The sequence below is a fragment of the Streptomyces sp. Tue6028 genome, assembly GCF_002300165.1.
In the GTDB taxonomy this organism is placed as follows: Bacteria; Actinomycetota; Actinomycetes; order Streptomycetales; family Streptomycetaceae; genus Streptomyces; species Streptomyces siamensis.
In genome coordinates this window covers 108,845-131,299 of record NZ_MLCE01000023.1, presented here as the reverse complement: position 1 = coordinate 131,299, position 22,455 = coordinate 108,845, and the positions used below count along the sequence as shown (strand labels likewise).

19 protein-coding genes are annotated in these 22,455 nt (G+C 71.4%); 4 read left to right on the top strand and 15 right to left on the bottom strand.

Annotated elements, in window-relative coordinates; all coding sequences use genetic code 11:
* Nucleotides 1-894, bottom strand: coding sequence for a LysR family transcriptional regulator (locus BKI49_RS22595; RefSeq protein WP_095936089.1), 894 nt, complete (start codon nt 892-894; stop codon nt 1-3).
* Nucleotides 895-974: 80 nt separating this feature from the next.
* Here BKI49_RS22595 and BKI49_RS22590 point away from each other — a divergent pair, with 80 nt between their 5' ends.
* The 3 genes from BKI49_RS22590 to BKI49_RS22580 all read left to right on the top strand — a co-directional run bounded on the left by BKI49_RS22590 (nt 975) and on the right by BKI49_RS22580 (nt 3,348).
* Nucleotides 975-1,646 carry an MOSC domain-containing protein gene (locus BKI49_RS22590; RefSeq protein WP_095936088.1) on the top strand — a complete coding sequence of 224 codons (672 nt, stop codon included), beginning with the start codon at nt 975-977 and terminating at the stop codon, nt 1,644-1,646.
* A gap of 94 nt (nt 1,647-1,740) precedes the next feature.
* Nucleotides 1,741-2,514, top strand: coding sequence for an SDR family NAD(P)-dependent oxidoreductase (locus BKI49_RS22585; protein ID WP_095936087.1), 774 nt, complete (start codon nt 1,741-1,743; stop codon nt 2,512-2,514).
* 126 nt (nt 2,515-2,640) lie between these two features.
* Complete coding sequence (locus tag BKI49_RS22580; RefSeq protein WP_095936086.1) at nt 2,641-3,348, top strand: ester cyclase; 708 nt, start codon at nt 2,641-2,643, stop codon at nt 3,346-3,348.
* Nucleotides 3,349-3,520: 172 nt separating this feature from the next.
* Here the strand turns inward: BKI49_RS22580 and groL are convergent, their stop codons facing one another.
* From groL to BKI49_RS22560, 4 genes are all read right to left on the bottom strand, one after another.
* Entirely contained in the window at nt 3,521-5,149 is a 1,629-nt protein-coding gene (groL, locus tag BKI49_RS22575) for a chaperonin GroEL (protein ID WP_095936085.1), read from the bottom strand.
* Nucleotides 5,150-5,260: 111 nt separating this feature from the next.
* Nucleotides 5,261-5,569, bottom strand: coding sequence for a co-chaperone GroES (gene groES, locus BKI49_RS22570; RefSeq protein WP_028805404.1), 309 nt, complete (start codon nt 5,567-5,569; stop codon nt 5,261-5,263).
* Between the two features lie 250 nt (nt 5,570-5,819).
* Nucleotides 5,820-6,605, bottom strand: a complete 786-nt coding sequence (locus tag BKI49_RS22565) for a polysaccharide deacetylase family protein (protein ID WP_095936302.1) — start codon at nt 6,603-6,605, stop codon at nt 5,820-5,822.
* 56 nt (nt 6,606-6,661) lie between these two features.
* Nucleotides 6,662-7,546 carry a polysaccharide deacetylase family protein gene (locus BKI49_RS22560; RefSeq protein ID WP_306453569.1) on the bottom strand — a complete coding sequence of 295 codons (885 nt, stop codon included), beginning with the start codon at nt 7,544-7,546 and terminating at the stop codon, nt 6,662-6,664.
* 137 nt (nt 7,547-7,683) lie between these two features.
* Between BKI49_RS22560 and BKI49_RS22555 the strand changes: the two genes are divergently transcribed.
* Nucleotides 7,684-8,877: a class I SAM-dependent methyltransferase gene (locus tag BKI49_RS22555; protein WP_095936083.1), complete on the top strand. Its 1,194-nt coding sequence runs from the start codon at nt 7,684-7,686 to the stop codon at nt 8,875-8,877.
* On the opposite strand, the gene BKI49_RS22550 is transcribed toward BKI49_RS22555, so the two are convergent.
* The 10 genes from BKI49_RS22550 to BKI49_RS22505 all read right to left on the bottom strand — a co-directional run bounded on the left by BKI49_RS22550 (nt 8,855) and on the right by BKI49_RS22505 (nt 22,413).
* A complete protein-coding gene (locus tag BKI49_RS22550; RefSeq protein ID WP_095936082.1) occupies nt 8,855-10,891 on the bottom strand; it encodes a cell wall-binding repeat-containing protein in 2,037 nt (678 codons plus the stop codon). The two genes, BKI49_RS22555 and BKI49_RS22550, sit on opposite strands and share 23 nt — an antisense overlap.
* A gap of 163 nt (nt 10,892-11,054) precedes the next feature.
* A complete protein-coding gene (locus BKI49_RS22545) occupies nt 11,055-12,353 on the bottom strand; it encodes an RNA polymerase sigma factor (RefSeq protein ID WP_095936081.1) in 1,299 nt (432 codons plus the stop codon).
* Nucleotides 12,354-12,451: 98 nt separating this feature from the next.
* On the bottom strand, nt 12,452-12,808 hold the full coding sequence (locus BKI49_RS22540) for a YciI family protein (protein WP_028805410.1): 357 nt from the start codon (nt 12,806-12,808) through the stop codon (nt 12,452-12,454).
* 189 nt (nt 12,809-12,997) lie between these two features.
* On the bottom strand, nt 12,998-14,074 hold the full coding sequence (locus tag BKI49_RS22535; protein ID WP_095936080.1) for an LCP family protein: 1,077 nt from the start codon (nt 14,072-14,074) through the stop codon (nt 12,998-13,000).
* A 105-nt stretch (nt 14,075-14,179) separates the two neighbouring features.
* Nucleotides 14,180-15,541 (bottom strand): glycoside hydrolase family 10 protein, encoded by a 1,362-nt coding sequence (locus BKI49_RS22530; protein WP_095936079.1) that lies wholly within the window; start codon nt 15,539-15,541, stop codon nt 14,180-14,182.
* A 207-nt stretch (nt 15,542-15,748) separates the two neighbouring features.
* A complete protein-coding gene (locus BKI49_RS22525) occupies nt 15,749-16,819 on the bottom strand; it encodes a LacI family DNA-binding transcriptional regulator (RefSeq protein WP_095936078.1) in 1,071 nt (356 codons plus the stop codon).
* A gap of 109 nt (nt 16,820-16,928) precedes the next feature.
* Entirely contained in the window at nt 16,929-19,157 is a 2,229-nt protein-coding gene (locus tag BKI49_RS22520) for a beta-xylosidase/alpha-l-arabinosidase (protein ID WP_095936077.1), read from the bottom strand.
* Nucleotides 19,158-19,243: 86 nt separating this feature from the next.
* Entirely contained in the window at nt 19,244-20,104 is an 861-nt protein-coding gene (locus BKI49_RS22515) for a carbohydrate ABC transporter permease (RefSeq protein ID WP_095936076.1), read from the bottom strand.
* Complete coding sequence (locus BKI49_RS22510; RefSeq protein WP_095936075.1) at nt 20,101-21,108, bottom strand: carbohydrate ABC transporter permease; 1,008 nt, start codon at nt 21,106-21,108, stop codon at nt 20,101-20,103. Before BKI49_RS22510 ends, BKI49_RS22515 begins: the two co-directional genes overlap by 4 nt.
* A 9-nt stretch (nt 21,109-21,117) precedes the next feature.
* Nucleotides 21,118-22,413 carry an extracellular solute-binding protein gene (locus BKI49_RS22505; protein ID WP_095936074.1) on the bottom strand — a complete coding sequence of 432 codons (1,296 nt, stop codon included), beginning with the start codon at nt 22,411-22,413 and terminating at the stop codon, nt 21,118-21,120.
* Nucleotides 22,414-22,455: the final 42 nt, after the last annotated feature.

Genomic DNA, 22,455 nt, shown 5'->3' with positions numbered 1-22,455 from the left:
TCAGCGGGCGGCGGCTCGTGCAAGCCGGTCGAGCGTCGCCGCCACCGCCGGCACCTGCGCCAGATCCGGCAGCGTGAGGGCGACGATCTCGCGCCGCACCGGCGGCTCCACCGTCACCGTGCGGGCCCGCTTGGGCCGGACGGACTCGATGGCCAGTTCCGGGAGCACCGCGACGCCCAGGCCCGCACCCACGAGACCGACCACGGCCGGATAGTCGTCGGTGGCGAAGTCGATGCGGGGCTCGAAGCCCGCGCCCCGGCACACCTCGACCAACTGTCCGCGGCAGCGCGGACAGCCCGCGATCCACGACTCGCCCGCGAACTCGCCGATGGCCACCGACCCGGCCGCGGCCAGACGGTGACGCTCGGGCACCAGCGCGACGAGCCGGTCCGTCAGCAGGGGCCGGACGACGAGGTCGTCCCACTCCTCACCGCCCGTGCCCTCGTAGCGGAAGGCCAGCGCGATGTCGCAGTCGCCGTCCCGGAGCTTCTCCACGGACTCCGGTGGTTCGGCCTCCTCCAGGAAGACACGGGTCCCCGGGTGCGCGGCGCGCAGTGCGGCGAGGGCGGTCGGCACGAGGGTGGAGCTCCCGCTGGGGAAGGACACGAGCCGGACCCGGCCCGCACGCAGGCCGGCGATCGCGGCGACCTCCTCCTCGGCGGCCGTGAGGCCGGACAGGATGCTCGCGGCGTGCTTGACCAGCGCCTCGCCCGCCTCGGTCAGACGCATCTCGCGGCCGGTGCGGATCAGCAGAGGGGTGCCGACGGAGGCCTCCAGCGCCTTCATCTGCTGGCTGACGGCCGGCTGGGTGCAGCCCAGCTCGCGCCCGGCCGCCGAGAAGGAGCCGGTGGCGGCGACGGCGCGCAGGACACGGAGATGACGGGCCTCGATCACCCTCCGAGCATAAGCGAGCCTTGGGGTGTGCCGCCAATATCGCGTCGACGCTTTGGCCGCGGTCGCCTAGCGTGGAGGGCATGAAGCTTCTGTCGCTGAATCTGGGCCGGGCACAGGCCGTTGCGTACACCGACCAGCCGGAGGGCCTGACCGGCATCGACAAGCAGCCGGTGGACGGTGCCGTGCGGGTGACCGCGCCCGGCCCCAAGTCGATCGGCGGCAGCGGACTCGCCGGGGACGCGGTGTGCGACGGGCGCCACCACGGCGGGGACGACCAGGCGGTGTACGCGGTGGCCCGCGAGGACCTGGACCACTGGGAGCGCGAGCTCGGCCGGCCGCTGCGCAACGGCGTGTTCGGCGAGAACCTCACGACCGAGGGGCTGGACGTCTCCGGCGCGCGGATCGGCGAGCGCTGGCGCATCGGCTCCGAGGTCGTCCTGGAGGTCACCAGCGGGCGCATCCCCTGCCGCACCTTCCAGGGGCACCTCGGCGAGAAGGGCTGGGTCAAGCGCTTCACGCAGAAGGCCGCGCCCGGCGCGTACCTGCGGGTGATCGAGCCCGGTGAGATCCGCCCGGGTGACGCGATCGAGGTCGTGCACCGGCCGGACCACGACGTCACGGTCGCCCTCCAGTTCCGCGCCGTGACTACCGAACGGGAGCTGCTGCCAAGGCTGTTGACGGCCGGCGACGCGTTGCACCCGGAGGCGCGGGCGAAGGCCCGGAAGTATGTGGCCGACCAGGGCGGTCGGTAGCGGGCGGGCCACGGCGCGGGGAACTCTTCGGGCGCGGCCGGACGTTGGACGGCGGCGGACGCCGGACGCCTGGCCAGGTCACTAACCTTGCGCCATGACAACGGCTCTGATTACGGGATCGACCGCGGGGATCGGTGCCGCCTTCGCGCGGCGCCTGGCGGCTGACGGGCACAACCTCGTTCTGGTGGCGCGCGACACGAAGCGACTGCAGGAGCAGGCCACCGAACTGCACGACCGGCACGGCATCGAGGCGGAGGTGCTGACGGCGGACCTGGCGACCGACGGCGGCATCGACGCGGTCGCCGCGCGCCTGGGCGACCGGAGGAACCCGGTCGACCTCCTGGTCAACAACGCGGGCTTCGGCAACAAGGGCCGCTATCTGGACGTATCGATGGCGGACGAGCTCAGGATGCTCAAGGTGCACTGCGAGGCGGTGCTCCGGCTGACGTCGGCGGCGACCGAGGTGATGCGCGAGCGCGGCCGGGGCGGAGTCGTCAACGTCGCCTCGGTGGCCGCGTTCGTGCCGCGTGGCACGTACGGCGCGTCGAAGGCATGGGTCGTGCAGTTCACGCAGGGCGCGGCGCGGGACCTCGCGGGCAGCGGGGTGCGGCTGATGGCGCTGTGCCCCGGCTTCGTGCGCACCGAGTTCCACGAGCGTGCCGGGATGGGCACGGACAACATCCCGAAGTGGATGTGGCTCGACGCGGACAAGCTGGTGGCGGCGGCGCTCGCGGACCTGGCCCGGGGCAAGTCGCTGTCGATCCCGGACCCGCGGTACAAGGCGCTGATGGGCGTGGTGAAGGTGACGCCGCGGGCGCTGCTCGGCGGGATCACGTCGAAGACGGGGCGGAAGTACGGGCCGCAGTGAGCTGGGCGGGGCCGTTAGGGCCTGTCCGCACCCTCGGGTGATATCCCCTTCAACCACGACAGTTGAGGGGGATTTTCACTAAAATGGACGCATTCATCCGGACCACGTGGGCCGGGAGGCCGCGCCATGACATTCGTGCAACTGATCGACTGCAAGACGAGCCGGTTCGACGAGGTGAACCGGCTGATGGACACCTGGGTCGAGCAGACCCGGGGGAAGCGGACCGCGACGCACAGCGTCATCGGCAAGGACCGGTCCGACGCGTCCCACTTCATCGAGATCGTGGAGTTCCCCTCGTACGAGGAGGCGGTGCGGAACTCGAACCTGCCGGAGACCGACAGGATCTTCCAGGAGATGGTCGCCCTCTGCGACGAGGCGCCGACGTTCACGGACCTGGACGTGATCCGTGACGAGCAGCTGTACGAGGCCACCATCCGCCGGTTCTTCGACACGGTGGCCACCGCGGGCGACCTGCCGCCGCTCAACGACCTGATGGTCGAGCACTACCACGACCACGATCCCGCCAATGAGCAGGACAACCTGGGCCTCGACGCCATGCGGCGCGAGATCGAGATGTGGCGGGGCGGGTTCGACTTCTCCTTCACCGTGGACGACCAGCTGGCCCAGGGCGACCGCGTCTGCACGCGGTGGACCTGGAACGGCACCCACACCGGCGACTTCATGGGGATCCCCCCGAGCGGGATGACGGTCACCATGACGGGGACGACCGTCTTCCGCTGCCAGGAGGACGGGAAGATCGCCGAGGGCTGGTGGCAGTACGACCGGCTGGGACTGATGGCCCAGCTCGGCGCGCTCGACGCGCTCGAGACCTAGAGGGTTTCGGTCCCCGGCCTCGCGCGGCCCGCGAGGCTCCGGCCCCTGTGGAGCATGAGCCTCGCGTGAGGCCGGCAACGCGGGAGGCCCCCGCTCCCTGTCGGGAACGGGGGCCTTCGCGAGGCACTGCTCGACGTCACGCCGGGGGCGTCACGTCGTGCGGCGCGTCGCCTCAGTGGGCGTGCCCGTGGCCGTGGCCGTGGCCCGCGTCGGCCTCCTCCTCGGCCGGCTTCTCGACGACCAGGGTCTCGGTCGTCAGGAGCAGGGAGGCGATGGAGGCGGCGTTCTCCAGGGCGGAGCGGGTGACCTTGACCGGGTCGATGACGCCGGCCTTGACTAGGTCGCCGTACTCGCCGGTCGCGGCGTTGAAGCCCTGGCCCTTGTCGAGCTCGGCGACCTTGGAGGTGATGACGTAACCCTCCAGGCCGGCGTTCTCGGCGATCCAGCGCAGCGGCTCGACGGCGGCGCGGCGGACGACCGAGACACCCGTGGCCTCGTCGCCGGTCTTGCCGAGGTTGTCCTCGAGGACCTTCACGGCGTGGACGAGCGCGGAGCCACCACCGGAGACGATGCCCTCCTCGACCGCGGCGCGGGTCGCGGAGATGGCGTCCTCCAGACGGTGCTTCTTCTCCTTGAGCTCGACCTCGGTGGCGGCGCCGACCTTGATGACGCACACGCCGCCGGCCAGCTTCGCGAGGCGCTCCTGGAGCTTCTCGCGGTCCCAGTCGGAGTCGGTGTTCTCGATCTCGGCCTTGATCTGGTTGACGCGGCCGACGACCTCGTCGGAGCTGCCGCCACCGTCGACGATCGTGGTGTCGTCCTTGGTGACGGTCACGCGGCGGGCGGTGCCCAGCACGTCCAATCCGACCTGGTCGAGCTTGAGACCGACCTCCTCGGCGATGACCTGACCACCGGTGAGGGTGGCGATGTCGCCGAGCATGGCCTTGCGGCGGTCACCGAAGCCGGGGGCCTTCACCGCGACGGCGTTGAAGGTGCCACGGATCTTGTTCACGACGAGGGTGGAGAGGGCCTCGCCCTCGACGTCCTCGGCGATGATCAGCAGCGGCTTGGAGGCGTTGGACTGGATGACCTTCTCCAGCAGCGGCAGCAGGTCCTGGATGGAGCTGACCTTGCCCTGGTGGATGAGGATGTACGGGTCCTCGAGGACGGCCTCCATGCGCTCCTGGTCCGTCACGAAGTACGGCGACAGGTAGCCCTTGTCGAAGGCCATGCCCTCGGTGAAGTCCAGCTCCAGACCGAAGGTGTTGGACTCCTCGACGGTGATGACACCGTCCTTGCCGACCTTGTCCATCGCCTCGGCGATGAGCTCGCCGACCTGCTGGTCCTGGGCGGACAGCGCGGCGACGGCGGCGATGTCGGACTTCTCGTCGATCGGGCGCGCGGTGGCGAGCAGGTCGTCGGAGACGGCCTTGACGGCCGCGTCGATGCCCCGCTTCAGCAGCGCCGGGGAGGCGCCCGCGGCGACGTTCTTCAGGCCCTCGCGCACGAGCGCCTGGGCGAGCACGGTGGCGGTGGTCGTACCGTCACCCGCGATGTCGTTGGTCTTGGTCGCCACCTCCTTCACCAGCTGGGCGCCGAGGTTCTCGTACGGGTCCTCGACCTCGACCTCGCGGGCGATGGTGACACCGTCGTTGGTGATGGTGGGGGCGCCGAACTTCTTGTCGATGACGACGTTGCGGCCCTTGGGGCCGATCGTCACCTTGACCGTGTCGGCAAGCTTGTTGACGCCGCGCTCAAGGGCGCGACGGGCGTCCTCGTCGAACTTCAGGATCTTCGCCATAGGAGCGGTTCAGCCCTCTCGGAAAACTGGGAGAAACGAACGGCGCCCCCGGCGCCCGGCTTGTTGACGTCGCGGGGGCCAGGGGCGCAGTTCACTGCAATTCTGGGTGAATTACTTCTCGACGATCGCGAGCACGTCGCGGGCCGAGAGGACGAGGTACTCCTCGCCGTTGTACTTCACCTCGGTGCCGCCGTACTTGCTGTACAGCACGACATCGCCGACGGTGACGTCGAGCTCGACGCGCTTTCCGTCCTCGATGCGGCCCGGGCCCACGGCCAGGACGACGCCCTCCTGGGGCTTCTCCTTGGCGGTGTCCGGAATGACCAGGCCAGAGGCCGTGGTCTGCTCGGCGTCCAGCGGCTGGACCACGATGCGGTCCTCGAGCGGCTTGATGGCAACCTTGGAGCTGGCGGTCGTCACGATCCGACCTCCCCCTTCGGAGATCTCACGGGGTTAACTGTCTGAGGTGGCGACCAGGTCGATCCGTCGTCGCGGGTGCCGGACCTGCCCGTCGCTATTGGCACTCTCCAGGGGGGAGTGCCAGGGCCGAGACTATGACTGCGATTAGCACTCGGTCAAGCGGAGTGCCAACGCGGCGCTTACATGTCCGCAAAACCTCGGCGCACGTCCGCGCGCGTTCACGTCCGCTTCCCCGTCCCCGAGGCGGAGCTCAGAGGTAGTCCTCCAGCCGGGCCACCGTGAATCCCTGCGCCTGGATGCGGCGCAGCAGGCGGGTCGTGGAGTCGATGAGCGTCACTCCGCCGGTGTCCTCCGGCCGGGCCAGGACGATGTCGCCCGGCCGCAGCTCGTGCCCGTGCTCGTAGCTCAGTCCTTCCGCCCGCATGGAGGCCCGCCACAGCACGACGGCGGCGACCCCGCAGTCGGCGGCGGCGCGCAGCGTGGTGCGGTCGTAGGTGCCGTACGGGGGCCGCAGCAGCCGGGGCCGGATGCCGAAGCGCTGTTTGAGCTTGTCCTGCTGGCCGCAGATCTCGGCGCGCTGGCCGACATAGGGCAGGCCGCGCAGGGAGGCGTGGTCGAGGGTGTGGTTCTGCACGCTCGCGCCGACCGCGCGGAGCCGGGCGAAGTCCCCGTACCCCGGCCCGACGACAGCGTCCGTGAGGAACACGCTGACCGGCAGCCGCAGTTCACGGACCATGTCGACGAACCGCGGATCGCGCTCGGCGCCGTCGTCGTAGGTCAGGAAGACCACCCGGTCGTGGGTGGGGACGTGGTCCACGACGGGCGGCAGTCCGGGGCCGGCGGGGCGTGCGACGGTCCGAGCGGGCGGGCGCGGCGGGCGGGCGAGCGGGGCGGCGAGGCCCCAGCGGCGGTACGCCGACTCCCGGGGCCGTACCTTCTGCGCCGCTTTCTTGCCCAGCCGCTCGATGGGGTCGACGGACTGGGCGCAGCCGGTGAGCAGCACGGCGGCGAGCAGTCCGGCACCGAGCGCACACACCCCGCGCCGCGCCGGGTGCGGTGGCCGCGGGCGCGCCGGGCGCCGCACCCGGAGCCTCACAGGTAGTCCTCCAGGCGCGCCACCGCGTACCCCTTGTCCGTGACCTTCTTCAGGAAGCGGCGGACCATGTCGGTCATCGTGCCGTCCCAGTCGGCGCGGCCCCGGAAGTGGGTGAGGACGATGTCGCCGGGGTGCAGGTCCCGGTCGTCCTCGCGGTACTCCCAGTGGTCGACGTAGACCTCCTCGTCCCAGATCGGGGCGTACTTGATGCCGCAGGACTTGGCGGCGCGCAGGGTGTCGCCGTCGTAGTCGCCGTAGGGCGGCCGGAAGAGCGTGGGGCGCTTGCCGAACTGCTTCGTCATGATGGCCTGCATGCCGCAGATCTCCTCCCTCTGCTCGTCGTACGACAGCCCGGGGAGGTACGGGTGGTGCAGCGTGTGGTTGTTGAGGGTGACACCGCGGTCGCGCATCTCGCGGAAGTACCCGTAGTCGTCCTTGATCAGGTAGTTGCTGAGGAAGGCGGTGTACGGGATCTTCAGATCGCTCATCATCCGCAGGAACTTCGGGTCCTTCTCCTCGCCGTCGTCGATGGTGAGGAAGACGACCTTGTCCTTGGTGGGGACGGTGGTGAAGACCGGGGGCAGCCCCTCCTCCTCCTGGCCGTCGACCTCGAACCCGTCGCGGGCCTTGATCACCGGCTTCGTGGCGGGCGGCGCCGGGGGCACGAGCGGCGCCCTGTCCAGGCCCCAGCGCTTGGCGGCGGCGACGCGCTCGGCCTGGGTGTTGCTCACCCGGTCGGCATAGGAGCCGGCGGCGGGGGACGCCTTGACCTTCGGCTGCTGGCCGGGGGTCCCCTTGACGCCGGATTCCCCGCCGGAGCAGCCGGAGACGAGAGCGGTGAGGGCGAGCACGGCAAGACCGCCGCGAACACCGGCCCGCATTGCGGCGGTTTTATCATTTTGTCGCACTGATCGCATGGTGCGGGATCTTCCCAGCGCGAGCCCCTCACGAGGCCCCGACACCACCGCGGCCCCACTGCCGGACGCGCAGCATCCACCGACTGGCCCACAATGGGCCGGTGAACGACGTCTCCTTCGCCTCCCTCCTCACCCCCGAGGGCCGCGCCCTGCTCGACGAGGTCCGCGGCACCGAACCGGCGCGGGAACTGGCCGTGGCCACCCGGCTGCGCCGCGAGCACCCGGCCGAGCTGGTCTCCGCCGCCCTCGGGCAGGAGCGGCTGCGGCAGCGGGCCACGGCGAAGTTCGGGGCCGAGGACGCGGAGCGGATGTTCTTCACCCCGAACGGGGTCGAGCAGTCGACGCGGACGAGCGTGGCGGCCCACCGCGCGCGGCGGTTCCAGGAACTGGGCATCCGCTCCGTGGCCGACCTGTGCTGCGGGATCGGCGGCGACGCGATCGCGCTGGCCCGCGCCGGCATCCGGGTCCTCGCCGTCGACCGCGACCCGCTGACCGCGGCGGTCGCCCGCGCGAACGCGGACGCGCTGGGGCTCTCGGAGCTGATCGAGGTCCGCGAGGCGGATGTCACCGCCGTCGACACCTCCGCGTACGAGGCGGTCTTCGTGGACCCGGCACGGCGTGGCGGCCGGGGCCGGATCTTCGACCCGGAGGCCTACTCGCCGCCGCTGTCCTGGGCGGTCGAGACCGCGACGAAGGCGCCGCTGGCCGCCTTGAAGATCGCCCCCGGCATCCCGCACGAGACGGTGCCCGCCGAGGCCGAGGCCGAGTGGATCTCCGACGGCGGGGACGTGAAGGAGGCGGTGCTGTGGTTCGGCACCGAGCCGGGGCTGGTGCGGGCCACCCTGCTGCCCGGCCCGCGCGAACTGCGCGGCCGCGGCCTGCCCGATCCCGCCGTGCGTCCGGTCGGCCGCTACCTGTACGAGCCCGACGGCGCCGTCATCCGCGCACACCTGGTCGCGGAGGTGGCCGAGGACCTCGACGGCGGCCTGATCGACGAGACCATCGCCTACGTCACGTCGGACGAACTGCGGCCGACGCCGTACGCCTCCGCCTACGAGATCACCGACCGGCTGCCCTTCAACGTCAAGCGCCTGAAGGCGTTGCTGCGGGAGCGCGAGGTCGGTGTGCTGACGGTCAAGAAGCGGGGCTCGGCCGTCGAGCCGGAGGAGTTGCGGCGGAAGGTGAAGCCGCAGGGGCCCGCTTCCGCGACGGTGTTCCTGACGCGGGTGGCGGGTGCCCCGACCATGCTGGTGGGGGCACCCGCGCAGCCGCCTACTGCTGGTGGCGGCTGCTGAGCGGAGCGAGGTCCGGCGCGGTGACGGGCCGCGGCGCCGTGCCGGGACGCGCCGCCGGAGCACCCGCGGCCGGGCCGCCGACCGTGGCCGAGGAGAACGAACTCGCCTGCGGGGCAAGGCCGTTGTAGTCCGGCATGTACGTCCACTGGCTGCTGTTCGCGCTGATCGCCGCGCCCGCGGAGTTCAGTGCCGCCGTCGACACCGAGCCGGTGCCGCCGAAGACCGCCAGACCGCCCAGGTTCGCGGCGCCCTTGACCAGGTAGGACCTGGTGTCGGCGGAGAGGGCGCTGACGTCCGTCCACAGCAGCGGGCCGAACACGTTCATCGCGGCGCCCGCCGTGGCGCCGCCGCGCCAGCTGTCCGTGTACGCGAGCGCCGCGCTGCTCGGCGCGCGCCACCACATCGCGGCCAGCGCGGCCGCGGTGCCCTCGTTGGTGGACGCGGTCACCGGGTAGTAGGTGTACCGGGAGGGCCACTTGGAGAAGGACGTGTGGGTGAGCGCGTACTTCGCCGAGGCACCGACCGGGATCATGTAGGTCTCGTCCGGGTCGAGGCCGTTCAGGTACGACTTCACCGACGAGGTCAGCGTGTTCCCGTCGTTGAGCACGACGACGGCCTTGCCGCCGGTCCCCAGGGAGCCCGCGGCGGACGCGGCGGCGAGCGCCGAGTGGTAGTCGGTGCCGGTCGCCAGGAACACGTACTCGGGAGCGCTGGTGATGGACTTCGCGACGGCGACCGAGGTCGAGTAGCGCGAGGTGCCCGCCAGCCGCTTCGGGGTGAAGCCCAGCGCGGAGACCTTCGAGGCGACCGCGCTGCTGAGGATCGACGTGCCGCCGACCAGGTAGACCGTGGCGCCGGGCTTGAGGACCCGCTTCAGCTCCGCCTGCACGGCCGAGGAGACCGAGGTCGAGGGCGTCAGCAGGACCGGTCCGTGCTTCTTGCCCGCGAGGGCGGGCGCCGTGAGCGCGTACGACTGGCTGTCCCGGGAGACCAGGACGGCGGACGAGGCGTTCATCAGCCCCGCCTCGCTCTTGCCGACCGTGTTCCACGTCCAGCGGGAGCCGGCGATGTTGCTGCCGTAGACGTCGGCGCCCCAGACCCGGACGACGGTGTTCTTGCGCAGCGGCTGCCAGGCGGGCGAACGGCCGCCCCACGGGAAGGGCTCGCCCTCCGTCACCGCGTCCGCGGTGATCGTCATGACGATGTTGCTCTCCTGGCGGCCGCCGCTGGTGGGCCGGTCGAAGTGCACGACGAGCCGGTCGCTCGCGGGCGCCCAGGAGGGGGTGTCGTACTCGCCGTCGTCGTCGGTCAGGCGGCGCTCGCCGGTGCCGTCGGTGTTGACGGAGAACAGCTGGCGGTGACCGTCGACGGTGCGCACGAACGCGACCTTGGTGCCGTCGGGCGAGAGGGCGGGCGAGCCGCCGTTCGCGACGAGCGTGGTCTGCGTCTTCGTCGCCGCGTCGTAGAGCACGACCGACGGCGTCTTGGTGGTGCACGAGCCGCCGTTGCGCTGGAAGACGAGACGCTTTCCGACCGCGTCGCCGCTCGGCAGGGTGTCGCAGCCGCCGGAGGCCAGCAGCCGGACCGGGGTGCTGCCGTCGGCGGCGATGGAGTACAGCTTGCTCGCCGCGGAGTAGACGATCTCGCGGCCGTAGGTCCAGTACGTCGGGTGCGACGCCGAGGGGCCGCTGTCGGCACCCTCGTAGACCGTCGTCCTGGTGCTGCCGGTGACGCCGATGGTCTGCAGTGATCCGGCGTCCTCGAAGACCACGCGGCTGCCGTCGGGCGACCACGCGGGCGACTCGTCGTCGGAGCCGTTGGAGATGCGCTTCTCGTCGTTGCCGGTGACGTCCGTCGACATGATGCCGTCGTTGACCACGGCGATCCTGCCGTCGGTCGCCGGCCATCCGGTGACGTCGGCCGACGCTCCGGGCGCCAGCGCGGTCGCGGTGCCGGCGGCGAGCGCCGTCACCGCGGTGAGCGCCACGAGTCTGTGGCGCGCGGAAGTCCTCATGGGTGTACCCCCCAGGTAGCGATGGGCTGCCGGACCGTGTCCCTCAGGGGTCTTCGGGGCGAACGAAGAGCGTCACGCCCGTGTACGGCAGCGGCGCAACTGTAAGCCTTCGCTGATCACCTTGGGAATGGAGTCACCGGGGGAACGATCACGCCCGCCCAGCTCACGCGCCCGCCCCGCCCAGCTCACGCGCCCGCCCCGCCAGCAGCTCCCGCTCCCGTTCGTTGCGCGCCAGCGCGGCCGCGCGCTCGAACTCCGCCCTCGCCTGCTCCGTGCGGCCGAGCCGGGCGAGCAGATCGCCCCGGACGCTGGGCAGCAAGTGGTAGTCGCGCAGGGCGGGTTCACCGGCGAGGGCGTCGACGATCTCCAGGGCGGGGCCGGGCCCCTCGGCCATCGAGACGGCCACGGCACGGTTCAGCTCGACCACCGGGGACGGCGTACGGGCCGCCAGCAGGCCGTAGAGGGTGACGATCTGCCCCCAGTCCGTGTCCTCGTACGCGTACGCCTGCGCGTGGCAGGCGGCGATGGCGGCCTGCAGGGCGTACGGGCCCGGGCGGCCCGCGGCGACGGCGTTGGCCCGGCCCAGCGCGGTGAAGCCGCGACGGATCAGCATGCGGTTCCAGCGGCGGCGGTTCTGGTCCCTGAGCAGGACCGGTTCGCCCGAGGGGGAGGTACGGGCGGGCGTGCGGGACGCCTGGAGCTCCAGCAGGGCGGCGAGCGCGTGCACCTCGGGCTCCTTGGGCATCAGCTCGGCGAGCACGCGCGCCAGCCGCAGGGCGTCCTCGCACAGGGCGGGGCGCAGCAGGTCGTCGCCCGCCGTGGCCGCGTAGCCCTCGTTGAAGACCAGGTAGATGATCTCCAGGACCGACCCCAGCCGGGCCTCCCGTTCGGGGCCGTACGGGACCTCGAAGGCGACGCCCTTCGCCGCCAGCGTCCGCTTGGCGCGCACGATGCGCTGGGCGACCGTCGCCTCGGACGTGAGGTAGGCGCGGGCGATCTCGGCGGTCGTCAGGCCGCCCAGGAGACGCAGGGTGAGCGCGATGCGGGCCTCCGCGGAGAGGACCGGATGGCATGCGGTGAAGACGAGGCGGAGCAGGTCGTCGTCGATGTCGTCCGGGTCGGAGGGTTCGTCGACGTGGTGCGGCGCGGACAGCGAGAGGTCCCGGCCGACCTCCTCCAGCTTGCGCGCGTACCGCTCCCGGCGGCGTACGAGGTCGATGGCGCGATGCTTGGCCGTGGCCGTCAGCCAGGCGCCCGGATTGTCGGGCACACCGTCCCGCGGCCACTGCTCCAGAGCCGCGACCAGTGCGTCCTGGGCGAGTTCCTCGGCGATGCCGACGTCCCGGACGATCCGGGCGACGCCGGCGATGATGCGCGGCGACTCGATCCGGAAGATCGTCTCGACGGTTTCCAGGGCGCTGCTGTCGGACCCGGCTGCGGTGATGGTGGGCTGCTCTTCCACAGCCCACCATCAGACACCCTCCGGACGGCCGGGCCAAGCGGTCCCCCGGGCCGCGCGGTGGCGCGGCGGCCGGGGCGGGGCCCCGGCCGTGCTCCCGGTCAGCCCTCCGCGATCTCCCGGACCTCACAGGTCACCGTCCAGTGCTCCTCGTGCACCTTCAGGAACCGCTTGGTCCACTCCAGGGCCTCGGCCATGTCCTTGCACTGCATGAGCGCGTAGCCGCCGACGACCTCCTTGGACTCGGTGAAGGGCCCGTCGGTGACGGACAGCTGCCCGCTCTGCCAGTGCACCCGCTTGCCCTGGGCGCTGGGCGTCAGCCCGGCGGTGTCGAGCATGACCCCGGCCTTCGTGATCTCCTCGATGAGCTCGCCCATCCGCTGCATCAGTTCGGGGCTCGGGCCCTCGGCGGGCGCGGTGCTCTCGTCGATCTGGACCAGCGACAGGTAGCGCGGCATGGTGACTCCTCGTATCCGTGGCTCTTGTGCTTCGGAGGCGGAGCTCCTCCCCGCCTCTCACCCATGCGTCGAACGGGGGACACCGGTATCGACACCGCTGCGGAATTTCTTCGAAGTTTTTTCCGCGAATGTCGTTCTCGCAGGTCAGGAGGGTGCGAACAGGTGGGTGCCCGGCTGATCGCCCCGGTGTCACCTCAGCGACTTCCACAGCTCGGTGGCCGCCGGTTCCCGGGCCACCACCCGGTTGTGGTCCGTGGGCGCCGTCACCACCGGCATCATCACCGTCTCGACGGCGTCGGACGACAGGCCCTTCAGGCTCCGGCCGAGTTTCGACAGCTCGCCCAGCGAGTCGAGTCCGGTGTCCGTCGTCAGGCTCCCGGTCACCGCGTCCGCGACCTTGTAGAGCCTGGCCGGGTCGGCGAGCAGGTCGGTGGCCGAGATCCGCGCCGACAGCGCCTTCACCAGCTTCTGCTGGAGGCCTATGCGCCCGAGGTCGCTGCCGTCTCCGATGCCATGGCGTGTCCGGGCCAGCGCCAGCGCCCGCGTGCCGTCGAGGTGGTGCTCGCCGGCCGCCAGGTGCAGATGGCTCTGGTCGTCGTCGATGTCCTCGTCGGTCGTGACGGTGACACCGCCGACCGCGTCGACCAGGTCCGCGAAACCCGCGAAATCGATCTCGATGTAGTGGTCCATGCGGATGTCGGTCATGGACTCGACGGTCTTCACCGCGCAGGCCGGACCGCCCACCGCGTAGGCGCTGTTGAACATCACGCCGTACGCCACCGCCGTGGTCCCTCCGGACGGCGTGGGGCACGACGGACGGGTCACCAGGGTGTCCCGGGGGATGCTCACCACGGTCGCGTGCCTGCGGCCCTCGTCGAGGTGGACGACCATCGCCGTGTCGGAGCGCGCCCCGCCGCTGTCGCCGCCGCCGAGCTTCTCGTTGCGCTCGCCGCTGCGCGAGTCGGAGCCGAGGACCAGGATGTTCAGCGCGCCGCTCGGCAACGGGGCGGCGGAGGCGGAAGCGGACCCGGTGGCGGACGCGCTCGGCGTCGGCACCGCCCGGGCCGGCCGGTCGTCGCCGAGCGCGCTGTCGATGTCGACGCTCTTGATGTTGTGGCCGAGGTGCCAGTACGCCCAGCCGGCGCCGGATGCGCAGAGCACGAGGACGCCGGCGAGAACGGCGCCCGCTGCCTTCAGCAGGCGCCGCCGGCCGCCGTGTCCCGCGACGACCTCGCGGTCGTCCCCGTGCTCGTCCTCACCCGTCACGCAGAGGAACGTAAGTCCGAATTATGACGAGCAGGAACCTGTTCTCGGGTTTCCTTCGGAAATTCTCAGACTTCTCAGGCGCACCTCAGCGATCACGGTGCGCGCTCAGCCCAGGGTCACCGTCGGGGCCGGATTGCTCCCGCTCCACGAGGCGTTGAAGCCGAAGGTCACCGAACCGCCGCTGGGTACAGTCCCGTTGTAGGACGCGTTGGAGCAGCTGACGGCGGCACCCGTCTGCGTGCAGGTGGCGTTCCAGGCCTGGGTGATCCGCTGGCCCGCACCGTACGTCCAGTTCACCTTCCACGACGACAGCGCGGCCCCGGAGCAGGCGATCGTCACCTGGCCCGTGAAGCCCGTGTTCCACTGGCTCGTGACGCTATACGTCGCAGTGCACGCGCCGGTGGGAGGCGGCGTCGACGTCCCGCCCAGCGAGGTCGCGATCGCGGAGTACGCCGGTTTCGGTGCGTAGTTCTCGTCGTACGGGGTCGCCGCTCCGTAGCCCGGGAAGACGTCCGGGATCCAGGAGTCGGAGTCCGTGAAGCCCCAGACGGTGACACCGGCGCACCGGGTGACCGCGACGCACGCGTCCAACACGGCCTTGTAGTCGGCGGCCTGCTGCGCCAGTTTCGTGCTGTCGGCGGGGAGTTGCATACGGATGTCCAGCTCGGTGACCGCGACGTCGACGCCGAGGTCGGCGAAGCGCTGGATGTTCTGCTGGAGCGTGCCGGGGACCTGGCCGAGGATCAGGTGGGCCTGGAGGCCGACGCCGTCGATCGGGACGCCACGCTCCTTCAGCGACTTGACCAGGTTGTAGAGGGCGGTGCTCTTCGCGTTGACGCCCTCGACGTTGTAGTCGTTGATGTAGAGCTTGGCGCTCGGGTCGGCGGCGTGCGCCCAGGTCAGCGCCTGGGCGATGTAGTCGGCGCCGAGGCCGTTGTACCAGAGCGTCGAGCGGTAGGTGCCATCCTCGTTGAACGGCTCGTTCACCACGTCCCAGGCCGCCAGCTTGCCCTTGTACCGGGTGACTTCGGTGGTGATGTGGTCCTGGAGCAGACCGCTGAGCTGTGCCTGCGTCCAGGTGCCGTTCGTCAGCCAGCTCGGGTTCTGACTGTGCCAGACGAGGGTGTGCCCGCGCACCTGCTGGTTGTGGGCCTGGGCGAAGGCGACGATCTGGTCGGCCTCGGACCAGTTGAAGCTGCCCCGGGTGGGTTCGACCGAGCCCCACTTCATGGCGTTGCCCGGGGTCAGCGAGTTGAACTGCCCGCCGGCGATGTCGCCGTAGGTGCCGGTGAGCTTGGATCCGGTGACCGCGGTGCCGATGACCTTGCCCTTGGCGGCGGCGAGATCGCGTAGCGGGGTGTCGGCGGCGTGGGCGGTCGTCCCGGCGGCGAGCAGGGCGGCCACGGCCGCGGCGCCCGTGAACAAGGCCGAGAGTCGTTTCCCTAAGGATGTCCTGGAGGTTCTCATGGCGGGTGCCTCCGAAAGTTTCGGTCGTTCAACCGATTGACTTCGGAGCAGTATGGGAGCGCTCCCATAACTCGTCAAGACATCCGTCACGCCTGTATCGCCTTCCTCGCGGAGCGGGGTCACCGCCGTGCGGAGTCACCGCCGTACGGGGTCACCGCCGTACGGCACGGCGGCCGCCGTGCCGGGATCCGCCGCCGGACGTCCCCACTACGCCGGTGGCGCGCCGGTGCTGCTGCGCACCACGAGGCTCGTGGCCAGTTCCACGCGTGTCGCCGACGGCGGCCGTTCCTCGCGGCCCAGTTGGAGCACCAGCCGCGCCGCCGCCTCGGCCATCTCGGTGAGCGGCTGGCGCACCGTCGTCAGCGGCGGGCCGACCCAGCGGGCCACCGGCAGGTCGTCGAACCCGACGACGCTCAGGTCCCCGGGGATGCGCAGCCCGAGCTCACGCGCGGCCTCGTACAGGCCGAGCGCCTGGAGGTCGTTGCCCGCGAAGACGGCGGTGGGCCGGTCCGGGAGGCGCAGCAGTTCGAGGCCCGCCCGGTAGCCGCTGTCGTGGTGGAAGGTGCCCGGCCGGATCAGGGCCGGGTCGGACGGCAGCCCCGCCGTCTCCAGCGCGGCCCGGTACCCGTCGACGCGGGCGCGGCTGCACATCATGCGTGTGGGCCCGCTGATCGCGCCGATCCGGGTGTGGCCCAGCTCGACGAGATGACGGGTGGCGGCCAGGCCGCCGTGCCAGTTGGTGGCCCCGACGGACGGCACGTCGTCGCCCGGGTCGCCGGCCGGGTCCATCACCACGAACGGGATGGACCTGCTGGTCAGCAGCGCCTGCCCGGACTCGTCCAGGCCGGAGAGCACGAGGACCACGCCGTGCGGGCGGCGGGCCGCGACCTGGTCCGCCCAGGTGCGTCCGGGGGTCAGCCGGCCCGCGCTCTCGGAGAGGACGACGCTCAGCCCCTCGTCCCGGGCGACGTTCTCGACGCCCCGGATCACCTCCATCGCCCAGGCGCTCTCCAGCTCGTGGAAGACCAGGTCGATGAGGGGCGAGCGGGTCGCCTCGGCCCGGCGGCGCCGATAGCCGTAAGAACGCAGCAGCGCCTCCACACGCGTACGCGTCCCGGGAGCCACGTCCGCGCGGCCGTTGAGCACCTTCGAAACGGTCGGCGCGGACACGCCGGCCTCGCGGGCGATCTCGGCGAGCGTCGCGGTCTGCGCGGACCGTGCGGGCGGACCCGCCGACGTGCGTGTTCCCGGGGTTCGCGGCGGCTTCGCGGGATTCATGGGCGGGATCGTAGCCCCGCCCACCCGCACTCCGACCCTCCTTTGCGCGCCATGCACCGGCGGAACGATCGGCAGTTGGCGCGAAAGAATCGGAGCTCGTCCCGCCGCCTCACTTCACGCGCACCTCGCACCGCATCCGCCGTCCGGGCCCCACCACCCGCTCGGGTCCGGTCAGTGTCACCGGCACCGCCCAGCGCACCCCCTCGTCCGCGCCGGACACCGCCAACCGCAGTTCGAGCGCCCCGGGTTCGACGATCCGGTCGCCGTCGGGTCCGGTGTACGCGGCCAGGTCCGCGGGCACCGTGAAGTGCACCTCCGCCGACGTGCCCGCCTCCAGCGGCACCCGCGCGTAGCCGATCAGCCGGACCACGGGCCGCGCCACCTTGCCGACCGGGTCGTGGAGATAGAGCTGGACGACCTCCGTGCCGGCCCGCTCCCCCGTGTTGCGGACGGTCAGCCGCAGCGTCGTCACGCCGTCCGTCGGGAACGAACGGTCGTCGACCGTCGGTGGCTGCCAGTCCCAGGAGGTGTAGGACAGGCCGTGCCCGAACGGGAACAGCGGGGTGGGGTCGAGACTGCTCGCCTCGCCCCGGCGGCCCAGCGGCGGCGCCAGATACGTGCCCGGCTGCCCGCCGGGGTCGCTGGGCACGCTCACCGGGAGCCGCCCCGAGGGGTTGACGCGTCCGGACAGCACACCGGCGACGGCGGAGCCGCCCGCCTGCCCCGCGAAGAAGGCCTGCACCACCGCCGCGCACCGGTCCGCCCAGCGACCGAGCGCGTACGGGCGCCCGGAGAGCACGACCAGCACGACCGGGGTCCCCGACGCCAGCGCCTTCTCCACCACCTCGCCCTGTCCGTCGGGCAGTTCCAGATCGGCCGCGTCGCAGCCCTCGCCCGACGTACCGCGTCCGAACAGCCCGGAGCGGTCACCGACGGCGACGACACACACGTCGGCCGCGACCGGGTCCTCGGTGAACTCGGTGTCCGGCAGCTCCGCGCGCAGCGCTTCGAGCAGCGTGGGCACCTCGACACCCATCGGCACGTCGGGGTGGTCGAGCAGGACGTGGCGGGGGAAGGTGTAGCAGCCGAGGAGGGCCGCCGCGTCGTCGGCGAGCGGGCCGAGCACGGCGATCCTCCCGGTGCCCGGTGCGAGCGGCAGCACCCCGCCGTTGGCCAGCAGGGTGACCGACTCCTCGGCCAGCTGCCGCGCCAGCACCCGCATGTGGGGCGGGTCGAGGTCCACGGCGCCGGCGTCCGTGCCGGGCGACGACCAGTCGGGGTCCAGCAGACCGAGCTCGCACTTCTGGGTCAGGACCCGCAGCGCGGCCCGGTCCACGAGCTCCTCGTCGAGCGGCCCGGCGCCGTAGCAGCGCACCGCGGGCAGTTCCACGTCCACGCCCGCGGCGAGGGCCAGCGCCGCGGCCCCGGCCGGGGAGTCGGTGATCCCGTGCGTCGACTCCAGGAAGGAGACGCCGAAGTAGTCGGCGACCACCGTGCCGGTGAACTGCCATTCATCGCGGAGCAGTTCGGTGAGCAGCCGGTGGTGGGCGTGCGCGGGCAGTCCGTCGAGGTCGTTGTACGCGGCCATCACCGAGCGGGCGCCGCCCTCCCGCACGGCCATCTCGAACGGGGGCAGGATGACGTCGGCGAGCTCGCGCTGGCCGATCGACGCGGGCGCGTGGTTGCGGCCTGCGCGCGAGGCCGAGTATCCGGCGAAGTGCTTGAGGGTGGCGACGACGCCCGCCGACTCCAGGCCCTGGACGTAGGCGGTGCCGATGGTCGCGACGAGGTACGGGTCCTCGCCGATCGACTCCTCGGTACGGCCCCAGCGGGGGTCGCGCACGACGTCGAGCACGGGGGCGAGGCCCTGGTGGACGCCGACCGAGCGCATGGAGGCGCCGATCGCCGCGGCCATCTCCCGGACCAGGGCGGGGTCGAAGGCGGCACCCCAGGCGAGCGGGGTGGGGAAGACGGTGGCACGCCAGGCGGTGAAGCCGGTGAGGCACTCCTCGTGGGCGAGGGCGGGCAGCCGGAAGCGGTTGGCCGACCGGATGCGTTCCTGGAGGGAGGCCAGCCGGGCGGCGCCCTCCGCGGGGTCGACGGGGGCGGTGCCGAAGGGGCGGGTGAGCTGGCCCAGCCCGTCGGGGAGGAGTTCCGCCAGGTCGATGTCCTCGGACAGGGCGTGCTGGAGCGGCGCCATGTCCCCTCCGGGCGTCTCGTCGGAGCCGGGCCAGACGCTGTAGAGCTGGGCGATCCGCTCGCGCGGGGTCATCCGGGCGAGCAGGTCGGCGGCACGGACGTCGGCGGGCAGAGCGGGATCCTGCCAGGGGTGGGTCATGTAACTCCTCACGTCGGTGAAGTGGTTCGGCGACGGAACGGGTCCGCCGGGGCCCGCCCGGACGGGCGTGCACCGCGGGGCGGGGCCTATCCCTTGGTCGCGCCGAGCGTGATGCCGCCGATCAACTGGCGTTCGGCGACCGCGTAGAAGGCGAGGGCGGGTGCCATGGCGAGCACCAGGTACGCGAAGATGCGGGCCACGTCGGAGGCGTACTGGCCCTGGAACTGCTGGATGCCGACGGGGATGGTCCACCAGGTGGGCTCGCTGAAGACGAGCAGCGGGAGCAGGAACTGGTTCCAGCTGCTGACGATGGCGAGGACGGAGACGGTGCCGAGCGCGGGCCGGGCCAGCGGCAGCAGGATGCGCCAGAAGAAGCCGAAGCGGGAGCAGCCGTCGAGGGTCGCGGCCTCCTCCAGTTCGCCGGGGATCTCCCGGAAGAACCCGCGCAGGATGATGATCGTCACCGGCAGCCCGAAGGCCGCCTCGGGCAGGATCACGCCCCAGGGGTTGTCGAGGAGCCCGAAGGTGCGCAGCAGGATGAACAGCGGCAGGATCGCCACCGCGAACGGGAACATCAGGCCCATGGTGAACAGCGTGAACACCAACTCCCGCCCGCGGAAGGCGAACCGGGCCAGCGCGAACGCGGCGAGCGCCGCGGTCGCCACGGTGAGCAGGGTGGCGCCCACGGCGATCACCGTGCTGCTTCCGACGGACCGCCAGAACGCGCCCGAGCCGAGCAGGGACGTGTAGTTCGAGGTCACCCAGGGCGACGGCAGCCCGAACGGGTTGCTGGAGAGCTGATCGGTCGACTTGAAGCCGGAGACGAGCGTGTACAGGAGCGGGGTGACCATGAAGACGCCGACCACCCAGAGGACCACGTACACGGGGAGGGTGCGCAGCCTGCGCCGGCGCACGAGGCTCTTCGGGACGCCCGTCGCGCCGCTCATCGGTTGGCTCGCATGGTGGTGAGGGCTCCTTCGGTGTCACGGCGCAGCACGAAGCGCTGGTAGGCGAGGGCGAAGACCAGGCTGATGAGGAACATCACGACGCTGATGGCGCTCGCGTAGCCCATCTGATAGCGCTTGAAGCCGTACTGGACCATGCTGATCGCCATCGTCTCGGAGGCGTGGTCGGGGCCGCCCGTGGTGATCACCCAGACCAGGTCGAAGAGCTGGATGGAGAAGATGACGGACAGGAACGCGCTGATCCGCAGGGTCGGCGCGAGCAGCGGCAGCGTGATGTGGCGGAAGCGCTGCCAGGTGCCGGCGCCGTCGATGCGGGCGGCCTCGTACAGCTCGGCCGGGATGCCCTGGAGGCCGGCCAGGTAGAGCATCATGTGGAAGCCGAAGTACTTCCACGTCATGACGAGGAAGAGCGTGGGAAGGACCGTGTCCCGTCCCGCGAACCACTCCCCGCCGAGGCCGTCGAGCCCCACCGCGCCGAGCAGCCGGTCGGCGAGTCCGTCCCCCGGCGCGAAGATCATGCCGAACAGCACGCCCGTGATGACCTCGGACAGGATGTACGGGGCGAAGAACAGCATCCGGTAGACGGCCCGGCCGCGCAGCTCCTGGTTGAGCAGCACGGCCATGGCGAGCGCGAACGGCAGCTGGAGGGCGATGGAGAAGCCGATCAGCAGCCCGCCGCGCCACAGGTCCCCGAGGAACACCGGGTCCTCGAACAGCCGGGTGTAGTTGCCGAACCCCGTGACGTCCGTGGGTGAGCCGAATCCGCCCCAGTCGAAGAAGCTGACGTAGAACGCGTAGCCCATCGGCACCAGCACCAGGAGGCCGAACAGGGCGAGCGCGGGGACCGTGAAGACGACCGCCGAGAGCCAGTCGCCCAGGCGGCGCAGCACGGGCCTGCGCGGCCCGGCGGCCGGGGGCACGGACCCCGGCTCCGCCACCTTGCCGAGCTCGGGCGCGTACGGGGTCGATGTCGTCGAATGCGTCATCGGTGGCCGCTAGCTCTTCTCGCTCTTGGCCACCTCGGTGACCGAACGGGTCACCTGCTGCGGGGACTTGGAGCCCGCGATGAGTGCGGCGACGCTGTCGTTGATCTCCTGGCCGACGGCGGGGGCGTACGCCTGGTCGAGGTAGAGCTGGAAGCCGGTGGCCGAGTTCAGCGCGTCGGACACGGCGGTGAGATTGGCGTCGGTCAGCGCGGAGCGCACGTCCTTGGACACCGGGATCAGTCCGGTGTCCTTGACCAGCTTGGCGGCGAACTCCTTCTCGGCGAAGAACTTCAGGAACTCCACCGCCGCGTCGGGCGCGCCCTTGCGCACCGCGTGGCCGCCGCCTCCGCCGAACACCTCGGTGAGCGCGCCCTGTCCGCCCTCGACGGCGGGGAAGGAGAAGAAGCCGAGGTCCTTGCCGATGCCCTTGCCGGCGTCGCCCTCGACGACGGGCGCCCACTGCCCCATCAGTTCCATGGCCGCCTTGCCGTTGCCCATCGCGGCCGCCTCGCCGTTGGGCGTGGAGTAGGCCGCGCCGAGGAAGCCCTTCTGGAACGGTTCGAGGGCGACGAGTTCCTTGAGGTGTTCGCCCGCCTTGACGAAGCCCTCGCCGGTGAAGTCGGCGTCGGTGGCGGCCTTCTGCATCGCGTCGAGTCCGGCGACCCGCATCGCGAGGTACGCCCAGTAGTACATGCCGGGCCACTTCTCCTTGCCGGCCAGGGCGATGGGCGTGATCCCCGCGCTCTTCAGGGCCTTGACGGCGTCGAGGTAGGCGGACCAGGTGGTGGGCGGGCTCGCGATCTCGGCCTTGGCGAAGAGCGCCTTGTTGTACCAGAAGCCGACCATGCCGATGTCGAACGGGACGGCGTACGTCTTGTCGTCGAAGCGGTAGGCCGCCAGGGCGGCGGGCACGTACTGCTTCGTCCAGGGGGCCACCTTGTCGGTCAGGTCCTCGACCAGGCCCGCGTCGATCTGCTGCTGGAGGACGCCGCCGCCCCAGGTGTGGAAGATGTCCGGCAGCTTTCCCGAGGTGGTCAGCGCGGTCATCTTCGACTTGTACGCCTCGTTCTCCAGCGTGACGACCTTGATCTTCACGTCGGGGTGCGCCGCCTCGAACTCCCTGGCGCGCTGGGCCCACAGCTTCTTCGCGGGCTGGGTGGTGGTGATGTTCCACCACTCGACGGTGGTCTTGCCCGAGCTGTTCCCGCTGTCGGAGGAGCCGCACGCGCTCAGGGCGGCCGCACCCAGTCCGGTCGCCGCTGAGGCCGCCATGAACCCGCGGCGGGAGAGAGAGGTGTTGCCCAACGCTCGCATCGCACACCTTCCGGAAGAGAGCCGAAAATTATC